Below are 18,093 nucleotides of genomic sequence, written 5' to 3' on the forward strand. Positions count from 1 at the left end.
TTTCCATCTATATCGGCACCTCAGGCGGCGTCCCGCCCGAGTGTGCATTCCCTACTTAATTTGTGACTTGATTTGCTGCTGCCTCTGCGGCTGGCGGTTGCTGCGCTTTCAGCTTCTGGATGAAATCGCGCATCGGCTGGTTGATGTCGGCAAACAACGGATTGCTGCGGTTCTTCAGCATCACTTCGGTAAACAACTTCAAGCCCAACGCCAGCGAAGCGGCGGTATCGGCATCAAATTGTCCACGGCTGCGCACCTTGTCGATGATCACGAACAGATCATCGTGGTTGCCGGTTTCGAAATCGATGGCCGCATGGGTTGCGGCGCCCTCTTTCGGCGTCGCCAGATGTTCCAGGGTGACACGGTAACGATGTTCACGCATAGGTACTCCTTATTTCAGAATGACTTTCATCATTGGATTGATTCAGTAGCGGCGATATGCCCGCACCTGCTTCAGGCCCGTTCGATCTTGACTGCCGCCATGTCGATGGCATCGATGATCGCGTACATCTGTTCCTGGCTCAAATCGCCGCGTTCCAGGCGCATATGCACCGCCATGCGGAAGTTCTGGATCGCGCGTTTAAGTTCAGGCGCCGAGCCACCGGATGCACGTTGTGCAATTTCCAGGCGCTTCAATGCCGCCGTCAACGCTTCATTGTTATCAGCCAGGAACTGCTCGCCTTCGGGAGTGATGCGATACAGCTTCTTGCCGCCGGCTTCAGCTTCGATTGCCGTGTAGCCCAGCTCTTCCAGCAAGGTCAGGGTCGGGTAAATGACACCTGGGCTCGGGCTGTAATCGCCGCCCACCAGTTCTTCGATGGCCTTGATCACTTCGTAGCCGTGGCGTGGCTTTTCCTGCAATAAATTGAGGATTACCAGGCGCAAGCTACCTTGCTCGAACATGCGTCCACCGCGCCCGCCTTCGCGCCGCCCGCCGCGTTCAAACAAACCGCCGCCGCGATGCGACCTTTCGTGTCCTTGATGCATACGGCCGCGTTCGCAGCCTCTGTGATGTCCAAACATGGTTCTTCCTTATCTCATTGAATGAGATACTAAGATATATCTTAGAAACTGCTAAGTCAAGCTTGTTTTGAATTCGCCACAGTTCCCGAAAGCAACATTGAACAACAGTGAGCAACACCGAGCGCTCTACATCCCTGCGCGGCAAGCCATCAACGCGGCCGCTTGGCCAGGTATTCCGGCTGGAACATGCACATGCGGATCGCATCGCGGTACACGCCGTTGATGAAGAACTCGCTCTTCAATTCGCTTTCCAGTTCAAACCCGCATTTCTGGTAAATGTGGATCGCCTTTTGATTTTCCTTGTCAACGTACAGGTACAACTTGTACAGGTTGAGCACGCAGAATGCGTACTCGATCGCCAGCCGGGTAGCGCGCTCGGCATAGCCGCGGCCTTGGGCGCTGGGTGCGACGATGATCTGGAATTCCGCGCGGCGGTGGATGTGGGTAATCTCGACCAGTTCCACTAACCCCACCATTTCGCCGTTATCGCTTTCCAGGATGAAGCGCCGCTCGCTTTGATCGTGGACGTGCTGGTCATACAGCTGCACCAGTTCGACATAGGCTTCGTACGGCTCTTCGAACCAGTAGCGCATGATGTGGCTGTTGTTGTCGAGCTGATGCACAAAATGCAGGTCGTTGCGTTCCAGCGGGCGCAATTTGAGACCTGGTTGTACTAAGGTGGTCATGATTTTCTCTCTTGCTTGTTGCGAATTTCTTTGCTTGCTTTGGTTGCGTTGGTTGCTTTGATTACTTTGGTGGTTCAAGTTTGCTGCAACGCTTGCATGCGCTTTTGTATCGATTCCAACAGATTGAAATCCTGCGGGAAATCATCGACCTGCACGCTGCTGTCGCCATGGCGCGCAAAATCCTGCAGCAGTTGCTGCTCGTCTTCGCTGATGTCGCCGCTGGCGGCTGCAGCAACTATCCAGTGCTGCATTTCGATCAGGCTTTGCGGGATCGGCGCCAGCGTACCGGCCTGGATTGCCGGCTTCAGGCGCGCTTCGATCGCATTGACCTGCAGGATCAACTGGAAAGCCAGTTCACCGGCGGCATGCGGCGATTCACCGGCGACCGGCATGTGCATGCCTGCAATCAGGCGATCGCGGCTCTCACCATTGGTTTGCATGTTCCTGGCCACGGTGCTGTCGAGCGCATCGGAAGGCAATTGGTAAGGCCGTCCGAAAGGAAAGGCAACCACCCGCAACAACAACGCCAGCGGGCGATTCGGGAAATTCTCAAGCACGCCGAGATAAGCTTCCTGCGCCTGGTGCAAGGCATCCTGTATCGCCCAATGCACGTAGGGCAAATCCTCCGTCGGCCGACCATCGTCTTCATAGCGCTTGAGCACGCTCGACACCAGGTACAACTGCGACAGGATGTCGCCAAGACGCCCGGAGATCCGCTCGCGGAATTTCAATGAGCCGCCCAGAACAAACATCGACATATCGCTCAGCAACGCAAACGCTGCCGACATGCGGTTGACTGCACGGTAGAAATGCCGCAGCTCGGATGGCGCCGCGCGTGGCGCCGTCGGCAGGCTGCCGCTCAATAATCCAGCCACCAAAGTCCGTGAAAAATTGGCGCAAACAAAACTGATGTGGCCGAACAACGCCTGGTCGAAATCGTGCAAGGCCTTGTCCTGATCGACCTCGCTGGCCGCGGCCATTTCCTTCAGCACATAAGGATGGCAGCGGATCGCACCCTGGCCGAAAATGATCAGGCAGCGCGTCAGGATATTCGCACCTTCGACCGTGATCGCAATCGGCATCTGCTGGTAGCTGCGCGCCATGAAATTGTTTGGCCCCATGCAGATACCTTTGCCGCCCAGCACATCCATGCCGGCGTTGATCAGTACCCGGCCGCGCTCGGTAACGTGATACTTGGAGATCGCGGAAATCACCGACGGCTTTTCGCCGGCGTCCACCGCCAGCGCCGACAGTCGCCGCACTGCATCCATCATGTAAAGGTTGCCGCCCATGCGCGCCAGCATTTCGTGGATCCCTTCGAACTTGCCGATCGGGATCTTGAACTGTTGCCGCATTGCGGCGTAGGCGCTGGTACCCTGCACTGCCAGCTTGGAAAAACCGACAGTCGACGATGGCAGCGAAATCGCCCGCCCTGCCGCCAGGCATTCCATCAGCATGCGCCAGCCCTTGCCGATCTGCTCGCGGCCGCCGATCACCCAATCAAGCGGGATGAAGACATCCTTGCCGGAAGTCGGACCATTCTGGAACACGGCGTTCAGCGGCCAATGGCGGCGCCCGGTCACGACACCTGGATGATTGGTCGGGATCAGTGCGCAAGTGATGCCCAGGTCGATTTCAGCATTGCCATCGACAGCCAGCAGGTGGTCGGGATCCTGAACCCGAAATGCCAGGCCCAGTACGGTGGCGACCGGCCCCAGCGTGATGTAGCGCTTGTCCCAGGTAAGCTTGAAACCCAACATTTCCTGGCCGTCATAACTGCCCATGCAAACCACGCCGACGTCCGGAATCGCCGCGGCATCGGAACCGGCGTAGGGACTGGTCAACGCGAAACACGGAATTTCCTGGCCAGCGGCCAGGCGCGGCAGGAAATAATCTTTTTGCTCTTCGGTGCCGTATTGCAGCAGCAGCTCAGCGGGGCCAAGCGAGTTCGGCACCATCACCGAAATCGCCGCCGCCGAGCAATGCGACGACAGTTTCATGATGACTTGCGAATGCATATAGGCCGAGAATCCCTTGCCGCCATATTGCTTGGGGATGATCATGCCAAGAAAGCCCTTGTCCTTGACGAACTGCCAGGCTTGCGGCGACAGGTCCTGCCAGATTTCGGTGGTTTCCCAATCATTGACCAGGCGGCATAGCTGTTCAACTTCGTTATCGAAGAAATCCTGTTCTTCGGCGCTCAATGTCGGCGCCGGCAACTGCAGCAGTTTTTCCCATGCCGGTTTGCCGGAAAACAGTTCGGCATCCCACCAGATGGTGCCGGCTTCGATTGCATCACGCTCGGTCTGCGACATGCGCGGCAAAATGCGCTGGAATACCTTGAGCGCCGGCCGGCTCAGCAGTGCGTAACGCAAGGGCTTAATGGCGACGATCAGGGTTGGGGGCACCAGCAGCAGCAACAGCAATATCGCTGCCAACGCGCCAATCCCGGCAAACTGGAAACCAGCGCCGATCCAGACCAGGATGGCAAGCAGCCAAACCCAGGCGCCGACGCGCAACTGCATCAATGCCAAGGCGCCGATAAACAACGCTACGATCCAATAAAACATGCTTGCTCCCAATTTGACGGTATGTCTTGCGGCAAATCTTGTACATGACCGCTACATGACAACAATACGGCTAACAAGATTGCACTGGATGTGGAATGAGTTCTACTGCCCGACGCGGACGGATATCACGCGTAACAATGAAATGCGTCTCGTGGACGACCCATCTAAGGTTTCTCTTTAACCTTTGGTCACTTTTTGTGATGTGAAAGTTCACTGGAAGCAAATTTAAATGTTAGACAACATTCATTTTTTGCTTGCGGCATCCCATACTCGAATACCAAAAAAGGTTATGCAAAAATAAATAACATGCAACCCTTTGTAAATCTTTGTATCCGTTTGTCAACCTTACTATAGAATCGCGCGTTACATCGTTTGTATACTTGCGCCATCCATGAGAACAACAAAATTAATTGGCAAACAAGCAACAATGCGTGCAGTTTCACCATAAACCAACGCCCCGTCGCCAGCCCATAAAAAAGCCAGCAGGTAGCCATCAACCCGTATCAGAAAAGTTACAAGAGCACACGCTTTCCATGAATAATTTAATTTTGATGACCGGCGCGACCGGCTTTCTAGGTGGTGCAAACGCAGTCGAGGCAATACATCGGGGGCTAGGCAAGAATCTGCTGTTGCTGGCACGCGGCGAAACCCCGGCAGCGGCGCACGCCAGGGTTATCGAAAATCTGCAATTGCTGGGGGCAAGCGCAGCCGATATTGCACAAATCGGCGTAGAGCAGATCCTTTGCTCCGACCTCTCCGAACTTGACAACGTCAGCAGCGACCCGCGCCTGGACCAGGTATCAGTCGTGATCCATTCGGCCGCGCTGGCGACTTTTTCGAACCATCCATCGCTCGAAAAAATCAATGTCGACGGTACTGTCGCGCTCGGCAAGCTGATGCATCGCCGCCCTGCCCTGAAGCGTTTCATGTATATCGGCACCGCGATGGCTTGCGGCGAAGGCGCCGGCATCAACGCCGTGGTGACGGAGCAGATCAACTTGCCGCTCGGCGACGAGCACCTGGTTCCTTATACCCGCTCCAAGGCCTTGGGCGAAAAGAAATTGCGCGATGCATTTCCCGATCTGCCGGTGATTTATGTGCGGCCGTCGATCATCGTCGGCCATACCGTGCTCGGTTGTGCGCCGTCGCAAAGCATTTTCTGGGTATTCATGGTCTGGCAATTGCTGGGCGCACTGACTACCGCGCTCGATGAGAAGGTCGACGTGGTGCCGGTTGACTGGTGTGCCCAAGCCATCATCGACCTGGCGCAGAAGGAAACGCTGTCGCACAACGTGTTCCATATCTCGGCCGGCCCTGGCTCGTGCGTATCGTTCCGCGAGATCGACCTGGCGCTGGCAGCAGCGCGCGGCATCGAGCCAATTGGCGCCACCTACAAGCAAATCACCCCGGATGCTATCGCCACCTTGCTGCCACGCATGCGTGAATGCGTACCGGAATGCAATGATCGCCTGCTGCTGCGCGCGCTCAAGCTGTATGGCGCATTTGCCGGCCTGAATTACGTATTCGACAACAAAAACCTGCTGGCCGAGGGCATCCGCCCAGCTCCGCTGTTTACCGATTACCTGCCGCTGTGCGTCGAGTCGGCCAAACACATCCCGATCGCTGAACAGATGAAGTGGGACTTCAAGTAACATTTCGATAGTTCGCAGTCGTCTTTTGCTGCTATCCGTTACCCCTCAATGATGGCGTATTCCGTTAGAATTGCCATCTAAAACCAACGGGGGAACAGCCATGAAATGGGAAGGCAATCGGGAAAGCGACAACATCGAAGATCGTCGCGGCGATGGCGGTGGAGGTGGTGGCTTCGGAGGCGGTCGTTCGATCGGCCTCGGCACCATTGTCATCGCCCTGGTGGCGTCCTACTTTTTCGGCATCAGCCCCAGCACGGTACTAAGCCTGTTGAGCGGCGGACCAGTCAGCCAGCCGCAATCGCAATCACAACAAGCACCGTCGCGCGCTGCACCGGCCGAAGACCGGCAAACCAAATTCGTGCGCACGGTGCTGGCCGATACCGAAGATGTCTGGACTCAAATCTTCCGCGCCAATGGCCAGACTTACGCGCCGCCGAAGCTGGTGCTGTTTTCCGGCGCCACGCAGACCGCCTGCGGCACCGGCCAGACTGCTTCAGGTCCGTTTTATTGCCCGGGCGACCGCAAGGTATACATCGACCTCAGTTTCTATCAGTTGATGCAACAGCGCTTCCATGTGTCCGGTGAATTTGCCCAGGCTTACGTGATCGCCCATGAAGTCGGCCATCACGTGCAAAACCTGATGGGCATCATGGACAAGGTCGACAGCGCACGCAGCCGGATGTCGGCAACCCAGGCCAATGCCATTTCTGTACGGCTGGAACTGCAAGCCGATTGCCTGGCCGGGGTCTGGGCCTTCCACGCCAACCAGGCGCGCAGCATCCTGGAGCAAGGCGATATCGAAGGCGCTCTGAACGCCGCCACCGCGATCGGCGACGATGCCTTGCAAAAACAGGCGCAAGGCTATGTCGTGCCGGACTCGTTCACGCACGGCACGTCGGCCCAGCGGGTGCGCTGGTTCAAGCAAGGCATCAGCAGCGGCGAAGTCAAATCCTGCAATACATTTGAAGTAAAAACACTGTAAGCGATGGGCGAACGGGAATGGCAGACGGCGTGGCGACAACGCCCGGCGCTGCCCCGTACTGCAAACGCTGAATCGATTCATCCTGCGGAGAACAAGTTATGACTATTGCCTACTGGTGTGTGCTGCTAGCCGGATTGATGCCGGTACTGACCGTGGCAATCGCCAAGGCCGGTCGGCCCGATTTCGACAATGGCGAACCGCGCGCCTGGCTGGAGAAACAATCCGGCATGCGGCGCCGCGCTGATTATGCGCACCGCAACCACTTTGAGGCGTTCCCATTCTTTGCCGCCGGCGTGATCATCGCCCAGCAGGTCCACGCCGCGCAGGGGATCCTGAATCTGCTGGCGCTGATATTCATCGTCGGCCGCATCGCCTACACCGCGCTGTACCTGAAGGATCGCCCTTCCCTGCGGTCCGCAGTGTGGACTATTTCTTTTCTTGCGACGATCGGTTTGTTCGTACTGGCCGGAATGACGCACTAATTAATTCTCTGCACTCTCTATAAGCATGTCACAACAAGTCACCATCGAATTACTGCGCACAGCACTGAATACCTTGCGCACAAGCAGTGACAGCAATGCCGTCGCCGTCTTTTGCCAAACCTGGCGCGCGCAGACGGCGCTGCTGTCTGCATTGCCGCCGCGCTTTGCAGAAGTAGCCGAAAATTTCCTCGGCCGCCTCGAAGCCGGCAGCCTGTTCACAGAAGAAAGCTGCTCGTTCAGCCAGCAGGATCTGCTCGACAACCTGCAGCTCTGGCTCGACCAGGCTGAACTGGCGCTGGGCCGCATCGCCAACGCTTAACCACTCCACTTACATCAACGGAACACTATGCAACAACTGGAATTACGCCTCAACAGCGACTACGTCGAACTCAACCAACTGCTCAAGCTGACCGGCGTATGCGATAGCGGCGGCGCCGGCAAGGCGTTGGTCGCCAGCGGTGTCGTCTCGGTCGACGGCAAGGTCGAACTGCGCAAAACCTGCAAGATCCAGGCCGGCCAAAAAGTCACCATCGGCGACTTGCTGATTTATGTACTGCCCAAGCGTAGCGGCGGCTGATCTTTATCCGACGCGAACAAGTGAGCAAGGGAGGCGTCTTCGGACAAATCGAAGACGCTTCCACAACGCAGCCTTAAAGCATCAACGCATGATCAATCCGCCGTCTACCGAGATTGACTGGCCGGTCACGTAACTTGACGCCTGACTGCACAACCACAAGACGACATCTGCTATCTCATCGGCGCGGCCATGCCGTCCCATTGGAACGCTCTTCGTCATGGCATCGAGCGCATCGCCCTGGCCAGAAGCAACCATTTGATCGGCCATTGGTGTCCAGATCAGCCCTGGACACACGGCGTTAACCCGGATGTTTCGCGCGGCATATTCAAGAGCAGCGCTCTTGGTCAGACCGAGAACGCCATGCTTGGCGGCGTGATAGGTTCCGCGCTCGGCCCCGCCCACAAGTCCCCCGATCGACGAGCAATTGACGATGGCGCCATTGCCCTGCCGGCGCATCTGCTGCAGTTCGAACTTCATGCAGGCCCATACGCCGCGCAGATTGACCGAATTCACCCGATCGAAATCCTCCGAAGAAGCATCAGCGGTCTCCGCAAGAATGTTTTGCACGCCCGCGTTGTTGAATGCCCCGTCCAGGCGACCGAATACGGAGATCGTCTCTTTGACCATCGCCTCGACTTGTTCCAGGTCTGCGACATTGCATTGAATGCCGATGGCTTTATGCCCCGCAGCGACAAGGGCCGCCGCCGCGGCACGTGCCGCATCGCCGTTCACGTCCGCCAATGCAACAGCCGCACCCGCCTGCGCAAACGCCTGGGCAGTCGCCAGCCCTATGCCGGACGCAGCGCCCGTGACAAGTGCGACCTGGTTTTCAAAAGTGAATTTCATGATTTCTATTCCATAGAAGTTTAAAGATTGTGGATAACTGCTCCAGGAAATTCGATGCTGATCAGCTCTCGACCTGTCTTTGCTGCGCAGCCGGATACCGGTCTCCGACGATCTGAATCTTCGAGACGGCCTCCTCCAACTCGCGTATCTCGCCTGAAGTCAGTTGCAAATTGGCCGCGCGCAGGTTCTCATCGAGATGCGCCAATTTGGTCGTACCTGGTATCGGAACAATCCAAGGAGCTTTCGCCATCATCCACGCCAGCGCAACCTGTCCAGAGGTCGCCCCTCTGGTTCTGCCAAACGCATTGAGTACTTCCACCACGGCCAGATTCGCCCTGATGGCTTCCGACGTAAAACGCGGCAAGGTGGCGCGGTTGTCGTTGCCGGAGTCGAAGCGGGTGTATTCGTTGATCGCGCCGCCGAGAAAACCGCGATTGAGCGGGCTGTAGGGAACAAAACCTATGCCAAGCTCCTCCAGTACTGGGAAGACTTCCTTCTCCTGCTCGCGCCACATCAGGTGGTATTCGCTTTGCACAGCGGTCACCGGTTGCACGGCGTGGGCGCGGCGAATGGTTTGCGCACTGACCTCGCACAGGCCGAAGCGCTTTACCTTGCCTTGTTGAATCAAGTCTTTGACCGCGCCTGCGACCTCTTCGATCGGAACGGCAGGATCGGCCCGATGCTGATAGAAAAGATCGATGGCATCCACGCGCAAGCGTTTGAGCGACTCTTCCGCCATGCGTCGAATGGTTTCCGGGCGGCTGTCCAACTCGCCATTCATGTACTTCCCATCGACGATGCGATGGCCAAATTTGGTCGTGACACTTACCTTGTTTCGATACGGTTGTAGCGCCTCGCCGGCCAGTTCTTCATTGATGAGCGGTCCATATACCTGGGCTGTATCGAACAGCGTTACACCGCGCTCCGCCGCCTGGTGCAACAACGCGATCATTGCTTTGCGATCCGGATGCGGCCCCCGGTTGTAGTTCATGCCCATCACTCCAAAACCCAGCGCTGAGAGTTCCATACGGGAGGCGCCTGTGCCCAGCGTGCGTCGTTGGGTGATAACCGGCAGATCCAGCGCAGCGTTAGTTGCCGTCGGCAGGATCTGCTGTGTCGCCGCAGTCGCGCCAAAGGCGACAGGCGCGCAAGCGGCGGCGCTAATCGTTGTGCTCGTCTTCAGAAAATTCCGTCGGTTGGAGGATATTTTTTCGTTCATTAGATCTATTCCTTCAATATTTGGAAAACAAAGTAGCCGTACAGCAGTGCGACGACCAAATCTGCCTTTGTCTTTCGTTCTCGCCACAGGCTCCTCAATCGCAAGGCAGATACTCACCCTCGATTGCTCTTTTTTAGTGTAGGTCGTGCCTTGTAGATTGACTACGTGGCTTAATTCGCATGCTCTTATAAATTTTGCTCATCAATGGACGCGAGCACAGGACAATTGCACATGGCACTTCGATCACCCGCACCGCGTACTTGGGCAGCGGGCTTCAATGCTTGTAGAATTGAAGCAATCCTATAAAGGGAACTCATCAATGCCGCGTGACAATTTCAGCGACCTACTCGCCTTCATCGCCGTGGCACGCGCGCGTAGCTTCACGCGTGCTGCCGCCCAGCTCCAGGTGTCACAGCCTGCGCTGAGCTATACCATCCGGGAATTGGAAGCGAAACTCGGGGTTCGTCTTCTCATGCGTAGCACTCGCAACGTATCCCCCACTGAGGCGGGGCAACGCTTGCTTGATCGTCTTGCTCCAGAGTTTGACGAGATCGAAGCGGAAATCCAGGCGCTGAGCGAACTTCGCGACAAGCCGACAGGAACGGTCCGAATCACCGCCATCGACTATGCAATCAGGAGCAACCTGTGGCCGAAGCTGGCAAAGTTCTTGCCGCAATATCCCGACATCAAAGTGGAGTTGATCAGTGAGTATGAAAGCGTCGACATCGCCGCACGAGGCTACGATGCCGGCGTTCGTTTCGGCCAGGAACTGGCGCAAGACATGATCTCGGTCCGCATCGGTCCTGACGTGCGCAACATGGTGGTCGGATCGAAGTCGTATTTTGCGGGCAGGCAGCCACCAAAAACGCCGCACGATCTGACTGAGCATGTTTGCATCAATCTACGCACATCCACCTATGGCGGCCTTTACGAATGGGAATTAAGCAAGGGAAAGCGCTCCCTCAGCGCCCGCGTGGACGGCTCACTCATATTCAATAATGTCTACGACATTTTTGAGGCGCTCAAAGCCGGCTTCGGATTGGCCTACTTGCCTGAAGATATGGTTCGCCCTGGTATCGCGAAGGGGCGGTTCATTTCTGTTTTAGAGGATTGGTGCCCGGTGTGGCCTGGACTTCACCTCTATTATCCTCACCGGCGTCAACCTTCGCGTGCCATGACCTTGGTCGTTGACGCCTTGCGCCACGGGCGATAGAGACGATAAAGGGGACATCTTTGACACGATTGGATTAAAAGCCTGGGAATGATTTTGGCCAATCAATCGACAAACACAAGCAGTTCGTAAAACCATTTCTGTCCTGTAGGACTTGATTAGCGGAGTACCTAATATGTCTGGTGAGAATTTTCGGGACATCCAAGCTTTTCTCGCCGTTGCGCGCGAGCGGAGCTTTACCCGCGCGGCAGCGCAATTGGGCGTATCTCAGTCCGCATTGAGTCACACCATTCGCGGTTTGGAAACGAGGCTGGGGTTACGTCTGCTGACGCGCACAACCCGCAGCGTTTCGCCTACGGAGGCGGGAGAACGTCTGATTCATAGTGTGACGCCGCGCTTCGAGGTGATCGCCGCCGAGCTGGCTTCGTTTGAAGAACTGCGCGACAAACCTGCGGGGACAGTGCGCATTACGGCATCCGATTTTGCGGCAAACACGGTCCTGTGGCCCAAGCTATCCAAACTTCTACCGAAGTATCCAGACGTCAAAATCGAGATCGCCGTTGACTCAGGATTGACTGATATCGTTGCCGAGCGCTATGACGCCGGCATTCGTTTCGGCGGTCAAATTGCCAAGGACATGACGGCAGTCCAGATCTCACCTGACATCCGCATGACAATCGTCGGCGCTCCTTCATACTTGAAGAAGCATCCAGCGCCGAAGACTCCGTCCGACCTGACCCATCATGCCTGCATCAACATGCGCTTCTCCATCCGTAGCGGCGTGTATGCCTGGGAACTCAAGAAGGGAAAGCAAAGCCTGCAAGTGCGAGTGGATGGGCCATGGACCTTCAACAGCATTTACCCCGCCATCGATGCTGCACTGGCTGGATTTGGCTTGGCTTACATGCCGGAGGAATTGGCACGCCCCCATATCGATAGCGGCAAACTCCAGCCTGTGCTGATGGATTGGCGCCCGACCTTTCCTGGCTTCCACATCTTCTATGCGAATCGACGTCAGTTGTCGCCAGCGTTGTCCCTGATCGTCGAGACGCTGCGCTACCCAAAGTAGCAAGATCAGCGCGGCGCTGACCATTCGATTGATGAGCTGGCTTTATAGGTCCATGCAAATTCTGGCGTCTAGTCGCTGGAAGTTCCTTCAACTATATTGGTAGCAATACCTATATTGAAAGGAACGATCCATGGAACTCAAACGCGCTGGATCTCAGCCATCCATCAAAGGACCTGCAGAGTGGTTCACAGGCACTGTCCGCATTGATCCGCACAATAATCCGCCGACGCCGGCGCGTGTATCTTGCGCCAGCGTGACCTTCGAACCGGGCGCGCGCTCGGCCTGGCACACGCATCCGCTCGGCCAGACGCTGATCGTCACTGCAGGCTGCGGCTGGACGCAGTGCGAAGGCGAAGCCATCGTCGAAATCCGCGCCGGAGACGTCATTTGGTGCCCGCCCGGGCACAAGCACTGGCATGGTGCAACGTCTACCACCGCCATGACCCACATCGCGATCCAAGAGGCCCTGGATGGCAAGAACGTCGAATGGCTGGAGCACGTCACCGACGAGCAATACCTTGCAGGTCCTCCGCGCTGAGCCGCTTCATGCCGCTCTTCACTTCCATCGAGAAAGGACTGTCCTTGAAATCCATTCTGAGGTTTGCTTTATGCGCCGCTGCTCTGCAGTCTGGTCTAGCCACAGCCGCCGAGCCGCAGGCGAACACGACGACAGCCGCCGACCAGCAGATCATCCGAGCGGGCGCGCAACCTTCGGCCGTCGGGCCGGCCGATTATTTCACTGGCCGGGTCAGGGTTGATCCAGTGTGGCCAGCCAATGGCAGCATCAATGCGTCGGGCGGATTGGTGACGTTCGAGCCTGGCGCACGTTCCGCATGGCACACCCATCCTGCCGGACAGCGTCTGGTAGTGGTCTCAGGCGTCGGCCTGACGCAAGAGTGGGGCAAGCCGATTCAGGAGATCCGTCCTGGCGATGTGGTCTGGTGCCCGCCTGGCGTCAAACACTGGCATGGCGCCGCGCCCACTACAGCAATGACGCATTTGGCCGTCACTGGAACAGTCGATGGCAAGAACGTTACATGGATGGAGAAAGTCACCGATGAGCAATACAGCATGCGCTAATCGACTCACTAATCACCCAGTTAAGCGGCACATGAAAGCCCAGCGGGCCGGTGCCATGATTGCGGCCCTGAGTCTGGGATTGGCAACCGCACTGAGCCACGCTGCAGCGAACGCACAGGAGTCACAAATAATGCCCAACACACAAACCGCGGCGCCAAGCGCTTCCGAAACCCTTACCGCTCGTCAGCAGGCCATCGTGCCCATTGCGGCCTTTGCTGCCGCGGGCGATATGACCAAACTGAGCGCGGCTTTGAACCAAGGGCTGGATGCCGGCCTGACGGTGAGCGACGCGAAAGAAATCCTGGTTCAGTTGTACGCCTATGCCGGCTTCCCGCGCAGCCTGAATGCACTGGGCGAACTGATGAAGGTGCTGGAGGCGCGCAAGCAGCGCGGCATCCAGGACGCGCCAGGCGCATTGCCCAGCCGCGCCATCCCCAAAGGCGATGCGCTGCTGGCAGCAGGCACGGCCAACCAGATCGAGTTGGTGGGCAGTCCGGTCAAGGGACCGCTATTCGATTTCGCCCCTGCCATTGACGAGTACCTCAAAACCCATCTGTTTGGCGACATCTTCGAACGCGACAACCTCGACTGGCAAAGTCGTGAACTGGCCACGGTCGGCATGCTGTCGGCATTGCCGGGAGCAGAGTCGCAATTGCAATCACACCTGCGGATCAGCATGAACGTCGGCCTCACGGTTGGCCAGTTGCGCCAGCTTGCCGAGGTGCTGGCTGATCGCGTGGATGCCGAGAATGCGCGCCGCGCTCGCGCGGCGCTGGAGCGGAACCTGACCACATCGGGAGTAAAGTAACCATGAAAGCGACCATGCTGTACGGTCCGCGCGATATCCGCTTCGAAGATCGCGCCGACCCGCAAATCCTCAAACCGACCGACGCCATCATACGCATCGCCGCCGCCTGCGTATGCGGGTCAGACCTGTGGCCGTATCGCGGCATCCAGCAGATCGTCGAGCCGATGGCCATGGGGCACGAATACTGCGGCGTAGTGGAGGAAGTCGGCAGCGCAGTACGCCACATCAAGCCGGGCCAGTTCGTCATCGGCTCCTTCTTCGCCTCGGACAACGTCTGCGCGGTTTGCAACCATGGTTATCAGTCCTCTTGCCAGCAAGCCGAATTCGTGGGCGGCGCTCAAGCACCGCTCCTCCGCGTTCCGCTCGCCGACGGCACGCTGGTGGCAGCACCTGGCATTCCTGCGAAGGAAATGATTCCGAGTCTACTGGCTACATCCGATGTGTTGGGCACCGGCTGGTTTGCCGCCGTCGCGGCCAATGTCCGGTCCGGAGCGACAGCCGTTGTCGTTGGCGATGGCGCGGTCGGGCTGCTCGGCATACTTTCTGCTAAACGGATGGGCGCGGAACGGATCATCGCGATGAGTCGCCATGCGTCCCGGCAAAAGCTCGCTCTCGAATTCGGCGCGACCGATATCGTCACCGAGCGTGGCGAAGAAGGCGTGGCGCGCATCATGGAAATGACCCATGGCCTTGGCGCCGACTCTGTCCTGGAGTGTGTCGGCACCCAGGAATCGATGATGCAAGCGATCCATTGCGCTCGCCAAGGCGGTTTCGTTGGATACGTCGGCGTTCCGCATGGCGTCTCACTCAATGGCGAGGAACTGTTCTTCGAGCATGTCCATCTGCATGGCGGCCCGGCGCCGGTGCGTCAATTTCTGCCGGAACTCATTGATTTGGTCTGGAGTGACAAGATCAATCCCGGCAAAGTGTTTGACCTGACGCTACCGCTCGACCAGGTCGCCGAAGGATATAGAGCGATGGATGAACGTCGAGCGATCAAAACTTTGTTGATCCCCTAGGGCCTGCCAAATCAATGGATCAGAGCATCAGGTTCAACGGAATCTTCAGATAACTCACGCCATTTTCTTCTGCGGCAGGCAAGACACCGGCACAGACATTGAGCTGGATTGACGGCAGCATCAGCGTCGGCAACGCCAGGCCAGCATCGCGCCGGTTGCGCATGGCGATGAACTCGTCTTCGCTGATGCCGTCGCGCACGTGGATGTTGTGTGCGCGCTGCTCGCCGACCGTTGATTCACAGGCCGGCTCGCGGCCGTCAGGCGGATAATCGTGGCAGACAAACAGCCGCGTCGCTGTCGGCAAGCTCAACAGCCGGGTCACGGAACGGTACAAAGCGCTGGCGCTGCCGCCAGGGAAATCACAGCGGGCGGAACCGATATCGGGCATGAACAAGGTATCGCCAACAAATGCGACGTCGGCTACCTCATCTTCCACTACATAGGCCATATCGGCCGGCGTATGGCCCGGCACATGCAGCGCTCGTGCCCTCAATGTGCCGATCTGGAATATCTCGTCCGGCGCGAACAGGTGGTCAAACTGGCTGCCGTCGAGTAAAAATTCAGACTGCAAATTGAAGATTTTCTTGAATACCCCCTGCACTTCCCTGATCCGGTCGCCAATCGCGATGGCGCCACCCAGATGCCTCCGCAAGTACGGGGCGGCCGAAATGTGATCGGCATGGGCGTGGGTCTCCAGCAGCCACTGCACCTTGAGATTATTTTCCCGTACGAACGCAATCACACGATCGGCGTTTGTGGTGGAGGTATGTCCGCAAACCGGATCGTAATCCAGGACCGGGTCAATGATGGCGCACGCGCCGCCGACAGCCTCATACACCACATAGGTGAAGGTGGCGGTGTTTTGGTCAAAAAATACTTCTATGTTGGGGCTTGCCATTAATCAATGTCCTTCAATTCAATGTCGCACAATTCACACAACTATATATAACTTAAAACAACATTGACAAATATTTAATTTTCATCTTACTATTAGCAAATAAATAATATTGTCTGTAATGTAATGCGACATCTTTTATACGGCGCAAATCGGCAACACGCAGCACCACTGTAAGCAGTAGCAATTCGAGCGGATTATTCTCAGCAATGGTAACGAATATCTCCCCGGCTTTCCTCAAACAATCCAGGCAAATGCAACAGATATTGCGGGCACCCTCCACAATTGCCGGCGCGCCGGCGATGCAAGCTCCGGTTGACGATGGTGACTGGCAAACAAATCAGCAATACCGTCCGTCGTGATCGAATCCGCCTCCATGAATATTCCGCTCATCAAGCATAGCGACTCGTTTTCCACGACCAGCCAGATCTGTCTGGAAGATCTGGACGAGATTGTCGCAGCCGGCTACAAATCAGTGATCTGCAATCGGCCGGACAATGAAGATGGCGGACGCCATGTGAGTAGCCGCGAACTGGCGGCCGCTTGTGCATCGCGCGACCTCGCCTTTAGCTACCTGCCCGCCGACGCCACTCATGTCGGCAAGGAACATGGCGCGGCATTGCGCGCGTTGCTCGCCGAGATGCCTGGCCCGACCCTGGCCTTCTGCCGTACCGGCAATCGTTCGACCAATATATTCCGGTTGGCAAATATTACTGCGGCATCCAGCGATTCGTTCAGGGCGGAACAGTCGAACGACAAGCCTCAACAGTTTGAAGTCGTGATTGTCGGTGGTGGTTCCGCCGGCATCGCGGTCGCTGCCAGCCTGCTGCGCCGCGCTCCCAACGTGCAAATCGCCATTATCGAACCGTGCAGCCATCACTATTATCAACCGGCCTGGACCCTGGTCGGCGCCGGCGCGTTCAGGCAAGCCAAAACCGTGCGGCCGATGGCGTCGCTGATGCCGGCAGGTGTGCAATGGCTACGCAACGCGGTGTCGGCATTCCTGCCGGATCATAACCGTCTTCAGCTCGATGACGGCCGCCTGATCGCCTATCGGCAACTGATCGTCTGCATCGGCCTGCGGCTTGCCTGGGAAAAAATAGAAGGCCTGGAACAAACCCTCGGCAAGAATGGCGTCACCTCCAATTATCGCTACGACCTGGCACCCTACACCTGGCAACTGGTGTCGCAGCTGAAACGGGGCACTGCACTTTTTTCACAACCGGCGATGCCGATCAAGTGCGCCGGTGCGCCGCAGAAAGCGATGTATCTGTCGTGCGATCACTGGCTGCGCAAAGGCGTATCCAGGCAGATAGAAGTCGAATTCAACTGCGCCGGCAAGACATTGTTTGGCGTCGCCGCCTTCGTACCGTCGCTGATGCGTTATGTCGAAAAATATGGGGCGCGACTGGCGTTCGAATCCAACCTGGTCAAGGTCGATGGCGAAAGAAAGCTGGCCTGGTTCGAGGTCACGGATGCTAACGGCAATCTCAGCCGCGAGAGAAAATCGTTCGACATGCTGCATGCAGTGCCGCCGCAAGTGCCGCCCGATGCGGTGCGCAACAGCCCGCTAGCCAACGCCGAAGGCTGGTGCGAAGTCGATCCGGCATCGCTGCGGCATGTTCGCTACCGGAATGTTTTTGCATTGGGAGACATCTGCTCAACCGCCAATGCCAAAACCGTGGCGGCAATCCGCAAGCAAGCCGTCGTGGTGGCGGACAACCTGCTCGCAGCATGCGACGGCCTGCCGCTCAGCGCACGCTATGACGGTTACGGCGCCTGCCCGCTGACCGTCGAAAGAGGCAAAGTGATCCTGGCCGAATTCGGTTATGGCGGCAAGTTGCTGCCGACCTTCCGGCTCGATCCGACCGTAGCACGGCGCAGCCACTGGCTCCTCAAAACCATCGCTTTGCCCTGGGTCTATTGGAAGCTGATGCTGAAAGGCCGCGAGTGGCTGACCAAATCTTCGGAACCTGCGCAGAAGCCCTGATCTAGACCGCAGGCTGCCGGCATC

The 18,093-nt window shown here is 57.3% G+C and carries 19 protein-coding genes; 12 read left to right on the forward strand and 7 right to left on the reverse strand.

The genetic code is table 11. The features are described from left to right. Positions 1-55 precede the first annotated feature (55 nt). The 4 genes from ACIPF8_RS11970 to ACIPF8_RS11985 form a co-directional block, all read right to left on the reverse strand. Positions 56-382, reverse strand: a complete 327-nt coding sequence (locus ACIPF8_RS11970; protein WP_400421153.1) for a DUF3861 domain-containing protein — start codon at positions 380-382, stop codon at positions 56-58. Positions 383-453: 71 nt separating this feature from the next. Then, on the reverse strand, positions 454-1,023 hold the full coding sequence (locus ACIPF8_RS11975; protein ID WP_400421155.1) for a PadR family transcriptional regulator: 570 nt from the start codon (positions 1,021-1,023) through the stop codon (positions 454-456). A 149-nt stretch (positions 1,024-1,172) separates the two neighbouring features. Next, positions 1,173-1,709, reverse strand: coding sequence for a spermidine N1-acetyltransferase (gene speG / locus ACIPF8_RS11980; protein WP_061534130.1), 537 nt, complete (start codon positions 1,707-1,709; stop codon positions 1,173-1,175). Positions 1,710-1,783: 74 nt separating this feature from the next. After that, entirely contained in the window at positions 1,784-4,279 is a 2,496-nt protein-coding gene (locus ACIPF8_RS11985) for an acyl-CoA dehydrogenase (RefSeq protein ID WP_400421157.1), read from the reverse strand. Between the two features lie 533 nt (positions 4,280-4,812). Here ACIPF8_RS11985 and ACIPF8_RS11990 point away from each other — a divergent pair. From ACIPF8_RS11990 to ACIPF8_RS12010, 5 genes are all read left to right on the forward strand, one after another. Further along, complete coding sequence (locus tag ACIPF8_RS11990; RefSeq protein ID WP_400421159.1) at positions 4,813-5,931, forward strand: SDR family oxidoreductase; 1,119 nt, start codon at positions 4,813-4,815, stop codon at positions 5,929-5,931. Between the two features lie 100 nt (positions 5,932-6,031). Beyond that, on the forward strand, positions 6,032-6,913 hold the full coding sequence (locus ACIPF8_RS11995; RefSeq protein ID WP_400421161.1) for a neutral zinc metallopeptidase: 882 nt from the start codon (positions 6,032-6,034) through the stop codon (positions 6,911-6,913). Between the two features lie 98 nt (positions 6,914-7,011). After that, positions 7,012-7,395: an MAPEG family protein gene (locus ACIPF8_RS12000; protein WP_400421162.1), complete on the forward strand. Its 384-nt coding sequence runs from the start codon at positions 7,012-7,014 to the stop codon at positions 7,393-7,395. A 25-nt stretch (positions 7,396-7,420) separates the two neighbouring features. Next, the gene (locus tag ACIPF8_RS12005; protein WP_400421164.1) at positions 7,421-7,714 is read left to right on the forward strand and encodes a hypothetical protein; all 294 of its coding nucleotides are present in this window, start codon (positions 7,421-7,423) and stop codon (positions 7,712-7,714) included. A 27-nt stretch (positions 7,715-7,741) separates the two neighbouring features. Further along, positions 7,742-7,972, forward strand: coding sequence for an RNA-binding S4 domain-containing protein (locus tag ACIPF8_RS12010; RefSeq protein WP_061534136.1), 231 nt, complete (start codon positions 7,742-7,744; stop codon positions 7,970-7,972). An 81-nt stretch (positions 7,973-8,053) separates the two neighbouring features. On the opposite strand, the gene ACIPF8_RS12015 is transcribed toward ACIPF8_RS12010, so the two are convergent. Both ACIPF8_RS12015 and ACIPF8_RS12020 read right to left on the reverse strand, forming a co-directional pair. Beyond that, positions 8,054-8,818, reverse strand: a complete 765-nt coding sequence (locus ACIPF8_RS12015) for an SDR family NAD(P)-dependent oxidoreductase (protein WP_400421166.1) — start codon at positions 8,816-8,818, stop codon at positions 8,054-8,056. Between the two features lie 61 nt (positions 8,819-8,879). Next, entirely contained in the window at positions 8,880-10,037 is a 1,158-nt protein-coding gene (locus ACIPF8_RS12020; RefSeq protein WP_400421168.1) for an aldo/keto reductase, read from the reverse strand. A gap of 319 nt (positions 10,038-10,356) precedes the next feature. Here ACIPF8_RS12020 and ACIPF8_RS12025 point away from each other — a divergent pair, with 319 nt between their 5' ends. The 6 genes from ACIPF8_RS12025 (at position 10,357) to ACIPF8_RS12050 (ending at position 15,184) form a co-directional block, all read left to right on the forward strand. After that, positions 10,357-11,250, forward strand: coding sequence for a LysR family transcriptional regulator (locus ACIPF8_RS12025; protein ID WP_400421170.1), 894 nt, complete (start codon positions 10,357-10,359; stop codon positions 11,248-11,250). 133 nt (positions 11,251-11,383) lie between these two features. Further along, positions 11,384-12,277 (forward strand): LysR family transcriptional regulator, encoded by an 894-nt coding sequence (locus tag ACIPF8_RS12030; protein ID WP_400421172.1) that lies wholly within the window; start codon positions 11,384-11,386, stop codon positions 12,275-12,277. A 130-nt stretch (positions 12,278-12,407) separates the two neighbouring features. After that, complete coding sequence (locus ACIPF8_RS12035; RefSeq protein WP_400421174.1) at positions 12,408-12,815, forward strand: cupin domain-containing protein; 408 nt, start codon at positions 12,408-12,410, stop codon at positions 12,813-12,815. A gap of 8 nt (positions 12,816-12,823) precedes the next feature. Continuing rightward, positions 12,824-13,357, forward strand: coding sequence for a cupin domain-containing protein (locus tag ACIPF8_RS12040; RefSeq protein WP_400421176.1), 534 nt, complete (start codon positions 12,824-12,826; stop codon positions 13,355-13,357). A 130-nt stretch (positions 13,358-13,487) separates the two neighbouring features. Further along, positions 13,488-14,165 carry a carboxymuconolactone decarboxylase family protein gene (locus tag ACIPF8_RS12045; RefSeq protein ID WP_400421178.1) on the forward strand — a complete coding sequence of 226 codons (678 nt, stop codon included), beginning with the start codon at positions 13,488-13,490 and terminating at the stop codon, positions 14,163-14,165. 2 nt (positions 14,166-14,167) lie between these two features. Further along, a complete protein-coding gene (locus tag ACIPF8_RS12050; protein ID WP_400421179.1) occupies positions 14,168-15,184 on the forward strand; it encodes a zinc-dependent alcohol dehydrogenase family protein in 1,017 nt (338 codons plus the stop codon). A 19-nt stretch (positions 15,185-15,203) separates the two neighbouring features. On the opposite strand, the gene ACIPF8_RS12055 is transcribed toward ACIPF8_RS12050, so the two are convergent. After that, a complete protein-coding gene (locus ACIPF8_RS12055; protein WP_400421181.1) occupies positions 15,204-16,082 on the reverse strand; it encodes an MBL fold metallo-hydrolase in 879 nt (292 codons plus the stop codon). Positions 16,083-16,461: 379 nt separating this feature from the next. Here ACIPF8_RS12055 and ACIPF8_RS12060 point away from each other — a divergent pair, with 379 nt between their 5' ends. After that, a complete protein-coding gene (locus ACIPF8_RS12060) occupies positions 16,462-18,069 on the forward strand; it encodes a beta-lactamase hydrolase domain-containing protein (RefSeq protein ID WP_400421316.1) in 1,608 nt (535 codons plus the stop codon). Positions 18,070-18,093 lie beyond the last annotated feature (24 nt).

Origin of the sequence: Collimonas sp. NPDC087041, from assembly GCF_044745265.1 — a bacterium.
Lineage (GTDB): Bacteria > Pseudomonadota > Gammaproteobacteria > Burkholderiales > Burkholderiaceae_D > Collimonas.